At 69.5% G+C, this 13,799-nt stretch carries 17 protein-coding genes; 11 read left to right on the forward strand and 6 right to left on the reverse strand.

Annotated features, from left to right (window positions below):
- From NBX02_RS12395 to NBX02_RS12405, 3 genes are all read left to right on the forward strand, one after another.
- On the forward strand, positions 1-863 hold an 863-nt coding region (locus NBX02_RS12395), incomplete at its 5' end, for an IS701 family transposase (RefSeq protein WP_250291418.1).
- Positions 864-874: 11 nt separating this feature from the next.
- A complete protein-coding gene (locus tag NBX02_RS12400; protein WP_250291419.1) occupies positions 875-1,042 on the forward strand; it encodes a hypothetical protein in 168 nt (55 codons plus the stop codon).
- A 370-nt stretch (positions 1,043-1,412) separates the two neighbouring features.
- Positions 1,413-2,006, forward strand: coding sequence for a hypothetical protein (locus tag NBX02_RS12405; protein ID WP_250291421.1), 594 nt, complete (start codon positions 1,413-1,415; stop codon positions 2,004-2,006).
- A 174-nt stretch (positions 2,007-2,180) separates the two neighbouring features.
- Here NBX02_RS12405 and NBX02_RS12410 read toward each other — a convergent pair whose 3' ends face one another.
- Complete coding sequence (locus NBX02_RS12410; RefSeq protein ID WP_250291423.1) at positions 2,181-2,369, reverse strand: hypothetical protein; 189 nt, start codon at positions 2,367-2,369, stop codon at positions 2,181-2,183.
- A gap of 127 nt (positions 2,370-2,496) precedes the next feature.
- On the reverse strand, positions 2,497-3,297 hold the full coding sequence (locus tag NBX02_RS12415; RefSeq protein WP_445548395.1) for an SAM-dependent methyltransferase: 801 nt from the start codon (positions 3,295-3,297) through the stop codon (positions 2,497-2,499).
- Between the two features lie 911 nt (positions 3,298-4,208).
- Here NBX02_RS12415 and NBX02_RS12420 point away from each other — a divergent pair.
- From NBX02_RS12420 to NBX02_RS12440, 5 genes are all read left to right on the forward strand, one after another.
- Positions 4,209-5,630, forward strand: a complete 1,422-nt coding sequence (locus NBX02_RS12420; RefSeq protein WP_250282207.1) for an AAA family ATPase — start codon at positions 4,209-4,211, stop codon at positions 5,628-5,630.
- 226 nt (positions 5,631-5,856) lie between these two features.
- Positions 5,857-6,282 carry an ester cyclase gene (locus NBX02_RS12425; RefSeq protein WP_250282205.1) on the forward strand — a complete coding sequence of 142 codons (426 nt, stop codon included), beginning with the start codon at positions 5,857-5,859 and terminating at the stop codon, positions 6,280-6,282.
- Positions 6,279-7,133: a TetR/AcrR family transcriptional regulator gene (locus NBX02_RS12430; protein ID WP_250291426.1), complete on the forward strand. Its 855-nt coding sequence runs from the start codon at positions 6,279-6,281 to the stop codon at positions 7,131-7,133. The genes NBX02_RS12425 and NBX02_RS12430 overlap by 4 nt, the downstream gene beginning before the upstream one ends.
- Positions 7,130-7,594 carry a DUF1772 domain-containing protein gene (locus tag NBX02_RS12435; RefSeq protein WP_250282202.1) on the forward strand — a complete coding sequence of 155 codons (465 nt, stop codon included), beginning with the start codon at positions 7,130-7,132 and terminating at the stop codon, positions 7,592-7,594. Before NBX02_RS12430 ends, NBX02_RS12435 begins: the two co-directional genes overlap by 4 nt.
- 53 nt (positions 7,595-7,647) lie before the next feature.
- Complete coding sequence (locus NBX02_RS12440; RefSeq protein ID WP_445548393.1) at positions 7,648-8,127, forward strand: nuclear transport factor 2 family protein; 480 nt, start codon at positions 7,648-7,650, stop codon at positions 8,125-8,127.
- Positions 8,128-8,346: 219 nt separating this feature from the next.
- Here the strand turns inward: NBX02_RS12440 and NBX02_RS12445 are convergent, their stop codons facing one another.
- Positions 8,347-8,937, reverse strand: coding sequence for a 2'-5' RNA ligase family protein (locus NBX02_RS12445; protein WP_250282198.1), 591 nt, complete (start codon positions 8,935-8,937; stop codon positions 8,347-8,349).
- A gap of 84 nt (positions 8,938-9,021) precedes the next feature.
- On the reverse strand, positions 9,022-9,225 hold the full coding sequence (locus tag NBX02_RS12450; protein WP_250282196.1) for a hypothetical protein: 204 nt from the start codon (positions 9,223-9,225) through the stop codon (positions 9,022-9,024).
- Between the two features lie 730 nt (positions 9,226-9,955).
- On the opposite strand from NBX02_RS12450, the gene NBX02_RS12455 reads away from it, so the two are divergent.
- Together NBX02_RS12455 and NBX02_RS12460 are read left to right on the forward strand one after the other, a co-directional pair.
- Positions 9,956-11,221 carry a helix-turn-helix domain-containing protein gene (locus NBX02_RS12455; RefSeq protein WP_250282194.1) on the forward strand — a complete coding sequence of 422 codons (1,266 nt, stop codon included), beginning with the start codon at positions 9,956-9,958 and terminating at the stop codon, positions 11,219-11,221.
- Positions 11,218-11,781 carry a GNAT family N-acetyltransferase gene (locus NBX02_RS12460; protein WP_250282192.1) on the forward strand — a complete coding sequence of 188 codons (564 nt, stop codon included), beginning with the start codon at positions 11,218-11,220 and terminating at the stop codon, positions 11,779-11,781. Before NBX02_RS12455 ends, NBX02_RS12460 begins: the two co-directional genes overlap by 4 nt.
- A gap of 201 nt (positions 11,782-11,982) precedes the next feature.
- On the opposite strand, the gene NBX02_RS23140 is transcribed toward NBX02_RS12460, so the two are convergent.
- Both NBX02_RS23140 and NBX02_RS12465 read right to left on the reverse strand, forming a co-directional pair.
- Positions 11,983-12,111 (reverse strand): hypothetical protein, encoded by a 129-nt coding sequence (locus tag NBX02_RS23140; RefSeq protein WP_445548394.1) that lies wholly within the window; start codon positions 12,109-12,111, stop codon positions 11,983-11,985.
- Entirely contained in the window at positions 12,108-12,662 is a 555-nt protein-coding gene (locus tag NBX02_RS12465) for a tyrosine-type recombinase/integrase (protein ID WP_250291428.1), read from the reverse strand. Before NBX02_RS12465 ends, NBX02_RS23140 begins: the two co-directional genes overlap by 4 nt.
- Before the next feature lie 578 nt (positions 12,663-13,240).
- Here NBX02_RS12465 and NBX02_RS12470 point away from each other — a divergent pair.
- The coding region (locus NBX02_RS12470; RefSeq protein WP_250291430.1) for a toll/interleukin-1 receptor domain-containing protein at positions 13,241-13,799 on the forward strand (559 nt) is incomplete at its 3' end.

A 13,799-nucleotide genomic window follows, 5' to 3' on the forward strand; every position in this document is an offset into this window, starting at 1 on the left:
CGGTGCTGGTCATCGACGACACCGGGTTCATCAAGAAAGGAGCCTGCTCGGCAGGGGTGCAGCGGCAGTACACCGGCACGTCGGGCAAGAAGGACAACTGCCAGGTCGGGGTGTTCGCCGCCTACGTCACTGCGGACGGGCACGCGCTGATCGACCGGGAGCTGTACCTGCCCGAGTCGTGGACCTTGGATCGTGCCCGGTGTCGGGCCGCCGGGATCCCCGACACGGCCGAGATGACCACCAAGCCCCGTATCGCAATCACCATGCTGCAGCGGGTGCTCGACGCCGGGGTGCCGTGGGCCTGGTTCACCGCCGACGAGATCTACGGGCAGGTCAAGTACCTGCGGGTGTGGCTGGAGGAGCACGACCTGTTCCACGTGGTGGCCACCCGCCGCGACGACGACGTCCTGGCCCAGGGGTACGGCTATGGCCGCGCCGACCAGGTGGTGGCCGCGCTGCCGGCCCGGGCATGGCGACGGATCTCATGTGGCGACGGCGCGCACGGCCCCCGGGTCTACGACTGGGCGCGCGTGGCGATCCGGATCGGCTGGCGGCCCGGCCGCGGGCACTGGCTGCTGGCCCGCCGCTCGGTCCGCGACCCCGACAAGATCGCCTACTACATCTGCTACGGCCCACGCTCCACCGGCCTGGCCGAGCTGGCCCGGGTCGCCGGCGCGCGGTGGCCGGTGGAGGAATGCTTCCAACAGGCGAAGAACGAGACCGGCCTGGACGACTATCAGGCCCGCACCTGGTGCGGCTGGTACGCGCACACCACCCTGTCCATGCTGGCCCTGGCCTGGCTCGCGGTGATGCGAGCACAGGCTCAAAAGGGGGCGCCGCTGGCGGCGGCGACGGCGAACTGATCCCGCTGACCGTGCCCGAGATCGGGCACCTGTACGCCGCCCTGCTCACCCCGCTGTCCCCCGACGAACAGGCCGTCGGGTACTGGTCAGACTGGCGCCGCCACCGCCAGTGGCAAGCCCGCCGAAGCCACTACAAGCGCTACGGCCACGACTGGCCACAAGTGCCGTTGCAGTACTAACCAAATGACCGAACTCAGATTCGAGGTCGACCGCATACGGAGCCGCCAGCCGCGCGCCGGCCGCCACCGTGCGCGCCTTCTCCGTCACCGCGTCTGGGCCGACCAGGAAGTCGGCTGGCTCCGAGGTACCAAGAACAATTATGGGTGGGCGTTGCGTGCCTCGGTGACGGCATCCACCACGTCGGACGCGGTCACCGTGCCTCGCGCCGCGATGGAGCGGGCCTTGCTCGGCGGCCTCCTCCGTGGTCAGCATGACCGCCTCCTCCTCGAGCAGAAGACGGACATACGCCTGCAGGGACTGCCCAGTTCGTCCGATCATCTGGCGGACCGCCCGTCAACTTGTCGGTGGCTTGCGGCAGACCGCGGGATCGTGGCCATACCCGCTGCCGCACGAGACCTCGGGGCGCGAGGCTCCCACGCGAAGGTCGCTGACGCCGACCCCGTCGGGCCGGTTTCCGCCGCCGCGGCGGCCGTGCTCGCCGCGGTTCCGGGCTGGTGGGCGGCCCGCGCCCGCGAGGCCGGCCTGTCGGGCAGGTGGCTGGACGTGACGTCCGCCGTCGCCGCCACACCACCGGCCCTTCCCCGCGAAACCAGCCCGGATCCCTCCATCACGGCCCCGACGTCGAGCGAGGGCCTGGGGGCCGCGTACGCGGCCGCTCTCCCACCAGAGGTCCGGGCACGGCACGGCAGGCATTACACCCCACCCAGGCTCGCCGGGCACCTGTGGACGATGACCAGGCAGGCCCTCGGCCACCCGATCCGCGTGACAAGACTGCCGGGCCTCGTCCGGGACCGCGCGTGCGGCGCCGGCGCCCTCCTCCTCCTCCCGGCGTTGCGCGAACACGTGCGTGCTTCCGCGCGGACGGACCCTCAACTGACCCGACCTCGGCGCTCCTCCGCAGAGGATCCTCCGTCCTGTATCCGCCACCGTCGCGAGAGTGCAAGACTACGGTCGATGACGTAGAGCGTCGCCGCTAGCGAAGATCACTAATCGGGTCGAGAGCTACTGACACGGTCTGCCTCTCCCGAGTGGGTTCTCTGTGAGCGCGGATGAGAGTAGATTGGACAACGCGCGGATGGTCGTCTGCTGTCGGAAACGGCGGCACCCGCAGAAGGCGGCTTCAGCCGGCCGACGCGCCTACAGGGCCGCCGCCCACGGGTAGGCGGCTCCTGTCGTTTCGTTCCAAGGGTGCACCTTGAGGCCGTAGGACGTGATCGGCCTACCAGGTCGGCGGTAGAGCCGAGGCGCCAACTCTCGCAGATACCGATCCTCGGTGTTGCCGTACTGGTCCTGCTCGAAGGCGGGGAAGGTCGCAGACGCGGCCATGTCAGCCAACTGAAGACCCTCGACCCGGCTCGGTGCGGTGACGGTAAAGGGGGATCGGGCAGCGTGGACGCGTGCTCCGGTCCCCCCCAGTTGTCCGTTCTCCTGTTGCCGGAGGCGGGGTGGACGCCTACGGCTTTCGGGCTACGGCGCCGTAGCCGTCCACCGCTTCGCCGGCACTGTTGGCGTCCGGGCGCCACAGCGAGATCGACACCACGCCCGGCTCCAGGAGTTCCAGGCCCTCGAAGAAACGGGCGACCTGCTGCGGGCTGCGCAGGATGTAGGGGACCGCGCCGGTGTCGTCGTAACCCTGCTGGGCCTCGTCGAACCCCTCGCTGGTGTCGGTGCTGTCCCACAGCACCAGGTAGCTGCCGGACGGGACGGCCGCCACCACCCTCGCCACGATCGACCGGGCCTCGTCGAAATCGGCGACGTGGCCGAGTACCCCCATGAACAGGACCGCGATCGGCTTGGTGAAGTTCAGTACGTTCCTGGCGTCGGACACGATCTGGTCCGGATTGTGGAAGTCCGCGTCGACGTAGGTCGTCACACCTTCCGGCGTGGTGTTGGTCAGCAGTGCGCGGGCATGCGCCAGCACGAGCGGGTCGTTGTCGACGTAGACGACACGGGATTCCGGGGCGATGCGCTGGGCGACCTGATGGGTGTTGTCCAGGGTTGGCAGACCGGTGCCGACGTCGAGGAACTGACGGATGCCCGCCTCACCGGCCAGGTGGCTGACAGCACGGATGAGGAACTGCCGGGACTGCTTGGCCAGCGGGACAATGCCGGGAAAAGCGGCGACGTAGGCGTCGCCGGCCTCCCGGTCGACCGGGTAGTTGTCCTTGCCGCCCATCCAGTAGTTCCAGATCCGGGCCGAGTGCGGCACGGTCGTGTCGATTGTCGAGGGCGCCTGGTCATCGGCGGGTACCACCGATGTGAAGTCCCATTCGGCGTTGTCGCCCTGCTCGCTCACAGCATCTCCATGGACGTCAGCTCGGCTCGGGACACCCTACGGGGATCCCGGAACCCGGACATGCACCGGATTCACGCGCATTCTTCCAGACCGCGAACGTGACATCCCGCACGGGCGATCCCGAAGCGGCCGCCCGCGGATATCTGCATAGGGCGACCGTAGAGTGACGGTAGGGCATTCAGCGTGGCTCCGTTGCAGCAACTGCCCGTTATGCCCGCAAAGATGCCTTGCATTACCAGATCAACCGGCCAAGAGGCAGCTTGCGGCCAGGCCATCCAGACCGCATTCGATGACTCTTAGGCAAGATCGCAAATTCCAGTCACGATCACCGCAACGAGTACGGACAGCGGCGGATGCGAGCGTACGCGGACGGCCATCTGCCGTCGGAAACACCCCACCTGCCAAGATGAGATGAGACAGCCACCGGACGAGCTCGCGGCCGTCACCGACCACGCCGACACAGTCGCGTTGGATCACGGTTCACCGGCGTGCTGTTTCACAGGTGATCTATGTGCTATCTCCATGGTCAACTGCGTGCTAAACCCTTGATCATGATTGCCCGCGTGCGCATACGCCCCTCGCTTGCTCGACACAGAGCCTGCTGGCCAGATGCCAGGACGGACACAGTCACCCCGACATGAGCACCCACCCAGATTGGGCCCCAGCGTCCCTGCTCAACACAACAGATCATGAATTTGCGCGATCTCGTCGAGATCCTGGCCACCGGCCGTCCCAGCAGCAGACAAACAGCCCTGCCCGGCGCACAGGGAGGGACCCGCCAGAGGTGACAGTCAGGACAGGGCGGCGTTTGATACTACCGCTGGCGATAGTATCAACAGCGGTAGTATCCCAGCCGGTGGACGGTGGCCATGGTCGATTTTGTGGGGCGGGAGCGGGAGCTGGCTACGCTGGACGGGCTGCTGCGGGAGGTGGAGGCGCAGGTCGGATCGTCGCGGCCGGGCAGGTGCCTTCTCGTCCGTGGGCGGCGGCGGATCGGCAAGTCCAGCCTGGTCGAGGAGTTCGTCGACCGAGCCGGCGTTCCCGCGGTGTTCTTCACCGCCGCCGGAGCGTCCGCCGACGTCGAACTGGAAGCGCTGCGGGAGGCGGTCGCCGCGTCCACGCTGCCGGAACGGACGGTGTTCACCGACTCGGTGCCCGGGAACTGGAGCGCGGCTCTGCGGCAACTGGCCGGGATCCTCCCCGACGACCGTCCGAGCATCGTGGTCATCGACGAGGTGCCGTACCTGATGGACCGCGTCGACGCGTTCGAGGGGGTGCTGCAACGCGCCTGGGACCGGGAGCTCAGCCGCCGGCCGGTACTGCTTGTGCTGATCGGGTCGGACCTGTCGATGATGGAGGCGTTGGGCTCGTACGGGCGGCCGTTCCACCAGCGCGGGCAGGAGATGGTGCTGGGCCCGCTCAACCCCGCCGAAGTCGGGCAGATGCTGCGGCTGGGCCCGGCCGAGGCGTTCGACGCGGCACTGGTGACCGGCGGGCTGCCGCTGATCTGCGCGGCCTGGCCGGCGGGTGGGGATCTGTGGTCCTTTCTCGCCGCCGAACTGGCGAATCCCGTCTCCGCGCTGCTCGTCTCCGCCGAACGCTCGCTCGCCGCCGAGTTCCCCGGCTCGGCGAACGCCCGAGACGTACTGTCCGCCATCGGCAGCGGAGAAAGCGCGTTCACCAACATCGCCCGTGCGGCCGGTGTGATGGCGCACACCAGTCTCGCCCGCTCGCTCGAACTTCTCGTCAGCAAACGGATCGTGGCAGCCGAACTGCCTGTCTGGACCACTCGCTCGAAGGAACGCCGCTACCGCGTCACCGACCCCTACCTGCGGTTCTGGCTACGGTTCATCGGCCCGTACCTGCCGGAGATCGAACGCCGCCGCGGCGACCTCACCCTGGCCCGGATCCGCGACGGCTGGACGTCCTGGCGTGGCCGGGCGGTCGAACCGCTCCTGCGCGACTCCCTCGCCCGCCTGCTGCCCGACCAGACGCTGCCCGCCGCCCCCGCCGTCGGCTCCTACTGGAACCGGCCGAACACCATTCAGATCGACATCGTCGGTGCCGACCGGGAACCGGTCGCCAAGGAGCTCTACTTCCTCGGCTCCATCAAATGGTTGGAACGCTCCGCGTTCGACCACCACGACCTCGCGGTGCTACAGAAATACCGGGCCGCGCTCACCGACGAGCCGCTCCCCCTCGTCGCGGTCAGCCTCGGCGGAGTCACCGCCACCGGCCTCACCGCCACCTACGGCCCAGCCGAACTCCTCACCGCCTGGCAGACAACCTGAGCAGACGGAATTCGCCAGCCCGCCGTCCGACGAGGCGCAGACCGCGAACCGACGCTCTCCGGTAACACATGACGCCTCGGAGTCATCCAGTCGCCACCATGACCCCAGCACCGGCCACGCTCAGCGATCGGTAAGGCTTCCCGCGTCCTGTCTCGTTCACTCTTGACTGATCTGGTTACAGCGTACACGCTGGTTACAGCGTAACCATGACAGCCGGAGGGGAACCATGACCACGAGCAGCACGCGACGGCGGCCCGGGACGGTCGCGCACGCGTTCGCCGACCTGATGAACGATCACGATCCGGACGCGGTCGACGGCTTCATCGCGGCGGACTACATCAACCACAACGCGTTCGTCGAGGACGGGCGCGAGGCGAACCGGGCGTTCTGGACGCAGTGGTTCGCCGCGTTCCCGGACACCGAGGTCAGCCTTGACGACGTCCTCGTCGACGGGGACCGGGTCGCCGGCAGATTCACCTACCGGGCGACGTTCCAGGGCCCTTTCATGGGCCTGCCACCGACCGGGCGCCCGGTGGTGATGCACTCGATCGACATCTGGCGCGTGGTCGACGGCATGGCCGTGGAGCACTGGGACCAGCTCGACGGGCAGGCGTTCTTCGCACAGCTCACCGGAGACGCCGACAACCGATGACGATCGACGCGCAGGACGACCAGGACGGCACAGACAGCCCGGCACCGACGCGTGCGCGGCGGCGCCGGGAGCGGGAGCGCGCCGCCGCCCGTGAGGCGATCCTGTCCGCCGCGCGGGAACTGGCGCGAAGCGAGGGCTGGGAGACGGTGACGATGCGGCGGCTGGCGGAACGCATCGACTACTCCGCGAACTTCGCCTACCGCTACTTCACCGGCCGTGACGACATCCTGCTCACCCTCATCCGCGACGGGTTCGCCCGGCTGCGCGACACGATGGACACCGCAGGCCGACGGCCGGCGACCGAATCCCCCGCCGGAGCGTCCGACACGGACGTCCCGGACATCCTGAACGGCACAGACGTCCTGAACGGCACAGACGTCGCGGCCATCCGGCGGGCCGCACATGCCTACCTCGACTTCGCCCTGGCCGAACCCGACCTGTATCAGCTCATGTACGGCCTGGGCGGCGTGCGCATGCCCGCCGCCGACACCTGGGTCGAGGGGCAGGCCGTCGGCGACGTCCTGACCGGGCTGCTCGCAGCCGCCGGCGACCGGCAGCCCGAGCAGCATGTGCTGCAGCTGTGGGCCACGGCGCACGGGCTGGTCGCGCTGCTGGTCGTCGGCCGCGTCGACGTCGACTCCGCCGCGCTGCACGCCCTGCTCGAGGAGGCACTGACCGACTGCCTCACCCGCGCCCTGCCCGCACCGGCGTCACCCGCGTCACCCGCGTCACCCGCGTCACCCGCGTCACCCGCGTCACCCGCGTCACCCGCGTCACCCGCGTCACTCCGGCGCAGCAGCCGATCAGCCACGGAACCGACTGACAAACCGACCGAAAAGAGGCAGTTGTGAGCAGCCTGGCCACCGCCGCCGCGCTCGTCGCAGTCGCGGCTGCCGCGATCATCTATGGCACCGATGTCTTCTCCGCGCTCGTACTGCGCCCTGCCGCGGTCGATGCCGCTGACGCCTCCGTGGCCGACCTGATCGGCCGGGTCCACGAGTACGGAGATCGCCGGCTGCCCGTGCCCGGAGCGGTCTCCGTCCTCGCCGCGGCGCTCGCCACCGTGGCCAGCGACACCAGCCCCGCGCGCATCGGCGGCACGACAGCGCTGGCCGCGCTGCTGGCCTGGCTCGCGATCTACGTACGCGTCAGCGCGCCGATCAACAAGCGGCTCCGCGCGGCCGCGGCCAGCCACACCGTCCCGGCGGACACCCGGGCCCTCCAGCAACGCTGGGACAGCGTCATCTGGGCCCGGGCCGCCCTGCAGACCATCGCGCTGGCCGGTCTACTCGTCATCATCCTCGGTCGATGACCAGGAGACCTGTCCAGCGACCAACGTGCCCAGTTACCGAAAGTGTGGTGAACATGGATCCACGGCAGACCGCCGACGCGGTCGCGCAAGCCATGACATCTCGCGATCACGCGGCGCTCATGGCCCTGTACGCCGAGGACATCGTCTTCAGCTCGCCCGTCACCGCCGTGCGGTTCACCGGCAAGGCAGAGGTGGGCGCGCTCATGGCTCACGTCCTCGCCGGTTTCCAGAGCTGGGAACGCACCTTCGTGTTCACCGGCGACGACGAGTGCGTGTTCGGCGCCCGCGGGCGCATCGGCGGCCACGACATCGACCTGGCCGAACACTTCCGTCTGGACCCGGCCGGACGCGTGGCCGAGATCAGCATCTACGGACGCCCGCTGGCCGGCATCGCCGCCATCGCCGCTGTCGCCGCCCCACCACTCGCCGCCCGCCACGGCCGCAACCGTGAGCGCCTGGTCGGCCTGATCTCCCGCGGTCTCCCCGGCGCCCTGGCCCGGGGAGACCGGCTCATCACCCGTCTGGCCCGCTGAAACACGGCCCCGCTGGCGGAGCGGCGCCCCTCACTGGCCATGGTCAACCAGCATCATGATCCCCCAGCGGCAACCGCGGGCGCGTTGCTACACCCGCGGCAGTTCGCACCTTTCGAGCCCCCAGCAGCCATCTCGGGAGGCCCGCAGACGCCCCCAGCAGACGGAGCGAAGCCGATCAAAGATCGGCAAGCAAGGCAACCCACGCACCGTAGAGGTTACTCAGCCGCCGAGCGGCATGGTCACGACAGTGGTCCATCGGTAGACCCGCTCGTCGCGGTTGAGGTCGATGAGCTGGATCGCGCGGACGGTGGTGGTGACGCTCATCGGTTCAACCGCGAAAAGACGCTGACGTAGCGGCTCCGCCGAGGTGTCCGCGCCGGAATAGGCGACGGAGACGTGTGGGGTGAAACCGTCGGCGGTTTCAGGCACCCTTTCGGGCCCCCACACGTCGGCGATCGCGGCTCGGACGGTGGCGCGTAGTTCCTCCACTGGCTGCCACGGGGCGGTCTGGAGCATGACGGCTTCCGGGTCCGCGTCCGCCGGCCCGAGGGTCAGGTCGAACGGATCGAGCTGGCGGCAGCGTGTACACGCCGCGGTGATGATGCCGTTCAAGTCCCCGGGGGTGCCCTCGTCGGCGAAGCCGACTCCCTGCATGGTCAGGTGCAGGCCCTCCGCGGGCACCAGGTCGAGGGTCGGCAGAGTGAGTGCCTGCTGATAGCGGTCAGCGAGGTCGACCACGTCGGAGGCGCCGTCGAAGGTGATGTGGAACGGTAGAACGACCGGCCGATCTTCCAGCCGGGGCGCCACCACCAGTGCTCCCGCATCCGTTCCAACCGGGCGAACGCTTCCCGGCGGGCATCGACATGCCGCTGCTCCCGAGTCATACCGGGGAGGCTAGCCACCGGGCAACGCCGGCCGTGCGCTGTTCTGCCAGTCAGCGGCCAACTCGGCCAGATCCCGCATGGGCGCGGCCGGCAGAAAACGACGGCCGGCGTCGAGGAACTGCGTGAGAACTTCCGGGGGCCAGTCCAACGGCCCGTCATCCCACGGCAGAACCTGATCTTTCAGGCCGTAGATCTCTCCGTGAGCTGTCCACATACGTAACCCCCCAGTTGTAACAAGCCCCCTGCGCGGGAGTGCAGGCCGGCCAACATCACTACCCACGCGGTCATCCCGACGTCCATGACGACCGTGATCCGGCCCGTAATCCGGGAACGATGCGCGGTGGCGCCGGGGCGTGCTGGCACCGGCGTTGTCGGTACGCCCGGTTCGCTCATGGCGGTCTGTTCTCTGCGCTGCTGGAAGGACGCGCCGGCCCGCAGCCACGCCCACGGGCAGCGTCGGCAGTAGGCGTGGCGCGCGGGCCGGCGCGCGTTCGGGCAGGCCCCCGCCCTGCTCACCAGGCACGGACGGCGGGGGCCTGCGTCTTAGGTCCCCGTGCGGGGAGAGTGGAACGGGAAAACGATCGGGACGACACGGCCGTCGAGCCCGCAGCTTGTCGCGTGATGATCTACGGCGGCTACGGTCGGGAACGGCAGACGAACCTCGACCGGCTGCTGTCCTGGGCCGTAGACGATGACGGCGTACAGCACCGCGTCCGCCGGCGTGTCCGGCCGGGGCAGAGTCCGGATCGTGCAGGTCCCGGTATGTGGCACGACATCCCCCAATCGCCTGTTGGTTGCGCGGCCGGCCGGGTTATCGTGCCGACGCGACACATTTCATGACGGTGCGCGACAGCCGACTAGCTGTGACGAGGTGAGCTGCCGTTGACACACACGTCACGCGCATCTCACGCACGTGTTGTCACACCGTGGCGGAAGGCACACAGGTGAACGATCAGGCCGCGGTCGAGTACCTCGCCGGCCGCATCCGCGCGCTGCGCCTCGCCGCGGGCATTCGCAGCCTCGCCGAGCTCGCCCGGCGCACCAACCTGGACCGGGCCGGGATCAGCCGGGCCGAAAGCGGCCGGAACCTGCCGTCCGAAGTCGTCGTGAAGGCCATCGACACCGCGGTAGACGCGGGCGGAGAGTTAGTAGAACTCCGCGCGCGGATCCACCGGACGAGGATCGGTGCCGGTGACCCGCGGGAGGGGGTGGGCGTCACGGACCGGCGGCAGATGTTGGAGGCGGGCGCGTTCACCATGCTGTCCGCGCTCGCCGCGGACACCTCCCGGGAGATCGCGCACGGTGACCCTGACCCGCTGACGCTCGCGGACATCGATGACGACATCGACCGGATCGCCGCGGTCTACGCCGTCACCCCGCACACTGTGCTCCTCCCCCAGGTCGAACGGCGCTGGTTGCAGGTCGACACCGCGCTGAAGGGCCGGACCAGCCTGGCCGTACACCACCGGTTGAGCCTGGCGGCCGGGCGGCTGTCCTACTTCGCTTCCCGGCTGGCGTTCAACGTCGGTGACTTCACCACGGCCCGGCATCTCGCCGTGCTCGCCGGACAGTACGCCGAGCAGACGCAGGACGCGGTGCTGCTCGCGTCGGTCGCCGGGATGCACTCGGGCATCGCCTACTACCGGAAACGGTATGACGTGGCCGTGTCCGTCTTCGGCGGGTATCCGCCCGATCCGCCGTACCTGCGGGCCCGGAACGCGGCCTACCGGGCGCGCGCCCACGGACGCCTCGGTAATGCGACCGCGGCCCGGGCCGAGCTGGCACTGATGCACCGTTCCCTGACCGACGAACCGCCACAGCCAGGGGATCTCCCGCTCGGAGAGGCCGCGGCAGGCATGTTCGCGGCGAGCGCCCTCACGTCGATCGGGTACGGCCAGGAGGCGGAGCCGTGGGCACGGCGGTCCGTGGCCGCGCACGAGGCCACCGGGCCGCAGGTGAACCGGGAGGAGTGGGGGCATGCCCTGCTCACCCTGTCCGCGGCGTTGATCTGCCGGGACCATCCGGACCCGGAAGAGGCTGCCCGGGTCGGCGTCCAGGTCCTGGACGTCGTCGACGGCCACCCCACCCACACCGTGACCCAGCGCGCCGGGGAGATGCTGGGCATGCTGGCGGACTATCGGACCCTGCCCGCCGTGGTCGACTTCCGCGAACGGCTCGCGGCCGCGCCACGTCCGGCGCTGACGGCATGAGTGGCCTGTCCGGCGAGCCAACCGTGCTCGTTGTGCCGACGGTGGTCACGGACCGGCTGATCCTGCGCTGCTGGCGGCCGGCGGACATCGACCCGTACGCGGCGATGAACGCCGACGAGGAGACCATGCGCTACCTCAACGGCCCGTTCGACCGAGCCGGCACCGAGCGGCTGATCACCCATCTGGCCGGCATGTGGGTGCTGCTCGGGTATGGCATGTGGGCGGTCGAGGACAAGGCCACCGGCGAGTTCCTGGGCCGGGCCGGGTTGTACTACGCCGACGGCTGGCCCGGGGTCGAGGTCGCCGTGTCCATCCGCCGGGACCGCTGGCGGCAGGGACTCGGTACGGAAGCGTGCCGTGCCTCGATCACCTGGGGATTCACCACCCTCCCCGTGGACGAGATCATCACGTTCCCCAACCGGGACAACGCCGGGATGAACGGGGTCGCCCGCACGCTCGGCATGGTGTTCCAGGGTGAGGCATCAGCCATCGGCCCGTGGCGGGACAGCAACCTGTACAGCACCACCCGGGAGAAGTGGGCTGCGGCTATCGGCAGCTGACCGGGCCACGCGCTGACTGTGCATCAGGTCGGATCAATCCGTGCGCTGGACGGAGCGTCGTTGCGCTGTCTGCTGGCGGAGCTCCGCCGCAACCCGGTCATGCTGGGCATTCCGCTCGAGGCGGTGGGCGGCACACAGAACATCATCGGGCGGTTAGGGCTCGGCGCAGTCGTCGTGCTCGCAGGTCACATAGCAATCTTGCTACCCGGCAAGATGGGCCGCGAGGGCGTAGGCGGCGTGGCGGTCGAGGTTGTGCCGGGCCCGGTCGTATCGGCGGGTGGTGCGCGGGTCGGCGTGGCCGGCGGCGTCCTGGACGTCGCGCAGGCTCACCCCGGCGTCCACGTGTGCGCGGCGGTGTGCCGGAACTGGTGCGGGTGCAGGCCCTTGATGCCAGCCGCCTCGCCGCGGCGCCACAGCATCTGACGGATGCCGTCGGCGCTGAACGAGCCCCGGCCCTTCTCCCCAAGCCACAGTGCGTCGGTCTTCTTCGCCCAGCGGTCTTTGCTGCGTACCCGCAGGTACCGCTCCAAGGAGATGCCTGACTTCGAGCCGAACGGGACGGCGCGGCCCTTCCGCCCCTTCGCCAGGATGTGGATCACGTCCTGAGTGAGGTCGACGTCTTCCACGGTCAGGTTCGCGATCTCGGCGCGGCGGGCGCCCGTGTCCATGAACAGGCGGATGATCGCCTCGTCGCGGCGGGAGACCAGGTCCCGGCCGGCGCATCCGGCGAGCAAGGTCCGGATCTGATCGTCGGTGAGAACAGGCACCGGCTGTTCGGGGACGACCGGCGGGCGCATCCGGTCGAGCGGCGACCGGTCGAGATCCTCTTCCTCGGTGAGCCACTGGCCGAACTGCTGCAGGGCCCGGAAGACGAGGGACACGGTTGCTGGGGCCTGGCTGGCCGCGTAGTCGGCGAGGAAGGCTTCGACGTGGAACGTTCCAGCTCCGCCGGGTCGGTCGGGCCGTCGTTCGCGGCGAGGTGGCGGACAAGGTCGTCGGCCGCGCCGAGATACAGGGTGCGGGTGCGGACGGAGAGGGTCCGACCTTCCAGCGACCGGCTTCACTGGCGTACCAGCGACCCCCACGAACCATGGTCAACAGGACTCATGATCGAGAAGTTTAGCGCTGTCTGTCCAACGTGCTCCGCTCGCAAGCCAGCGGCCGAAGCTGAAAACCGCTGCGGTGTAAGGGATTGTGGGCGCGGCAGGGATCGAACCTGCGACCACTCGCTTGTAAGGCACGGATTGCACCGAGTGGTACAGGTTTTCGCCCAGCTCGAACGGTCCGCTGACGTCCGCCACCGTCCACCGACGTACGTGGGCGTTGCTACAGCGGTAGCTACACCGGCCCGGTGATCCGGCTGAGTAGCGTCGTTCATCCCATGGATTCCCCCACGGTGTCATGGTGCCGGCTGTGAGCGGGTTCGGATCTGTATGGGCCGGGGTGGGATGCTGGTGCGGTGGGTCACGGGGATGCGGCGGACGGCTGGGACTTCTTCGTCTCGTACACACAGTCTGACCGCGGGTGGGCAGAGTGGATCGCGTGGGTGCTGGAAGAGGACGGTTCCCGGGTCCTGCTACAGGCGTGGGATTTCGGCGCGGGCTCGAACTGGGTGCGCGGGATGGACGACGGGGTGTCGCGGGCGCGGCGGACGCTCGCAGTCCTGTCCGGGGCGTACGCAGGGTCGACATACTGCCAGGCCGAGTGGCAGGCCGCGTGGCGGGAGGACCCGGCCGGTAAGGATCGGAAGCTGCTGGTCTTCCGGGTCGAGGACTGTCCGCGGCCGGGCCTGCTGGCACAGGTCGTCGCGGACGACCTGTTCGCGCTCGCGGAAAGCGACGCCCAGGCGGTGGTCGTGGATGCGGCCCGCTCTGCCGCCGGCCGGAGTGGTCAGGATGGTCGGGGTAAGCCGGCGGTGCGGCCGCCGTTCCCGCCGGGCGGGCGGGGGGTGTCGCGGCGGGCGGTGTTCCCCGGGGCGGCCGGTCCGCGCCCCGCCCGGGTGCGGCCCTTGCCGGAGG

It is taken from the genome of Protofrankia sp. CiP1_Cm_nod1 (assembly GCF_920888515.1).
Taxonomy (GTDB): domain Bacteria; phylum Actinomycetota; class Actinomycetes; order Frankiales; family Frankiaceae; genus Protofrankia.

Coding starts and splice junctions, on each gene's coding strand:
- NBX02_RS12410 (WP_250291423.1), bottom strand. CDS start 2,369: ATGGCCGCGTCTGCGACCTTCCCCGCCTTCGAGCAGGACCAGTACGGC.
- NBX02_RS12420 (WP_250282207.1), top strand. CDS start 4,209: ATGGTCGATTTTGTGGGGCGGGAGCGGGAGCTGGCTACGCTGGACGGG.
- NBX02_RS12425 (WP_250282205.1), top strand. CDS start 5,857: ATGACCACGAGCAGCACGCGACGGCGGCCCGGGACGGTCGCGCACGCG.
- NBX02_RS12430 (WP_250291426.1), top strand. CDS start 6,279: ATGACGATCGACGCGCAGGACGACCAGGACGGCACAGACAGCCCGGCA.
- NBX02_RS12440 (WP_445548393.1), top strand. CDS start 7,648: ATGGATCCACGGCAGACCGCCGACGCGGTCGCGCAAGCCATGACATCT.
- NBX02_RS12450 (WP_250282196.1), bottom strand. CDS start 9,225: ATGTGGACAGCTCACGGAGAGATCTACGGCCTGAAAGATCAGGTTCTG.
- NBX02_RS12460 (WP_250282192.1), top strand. CDS start 11,218: ATGAGTGGCCTGTCCGGCGAGCCAACCGTGCTCGTTGTGCCGACGGTG.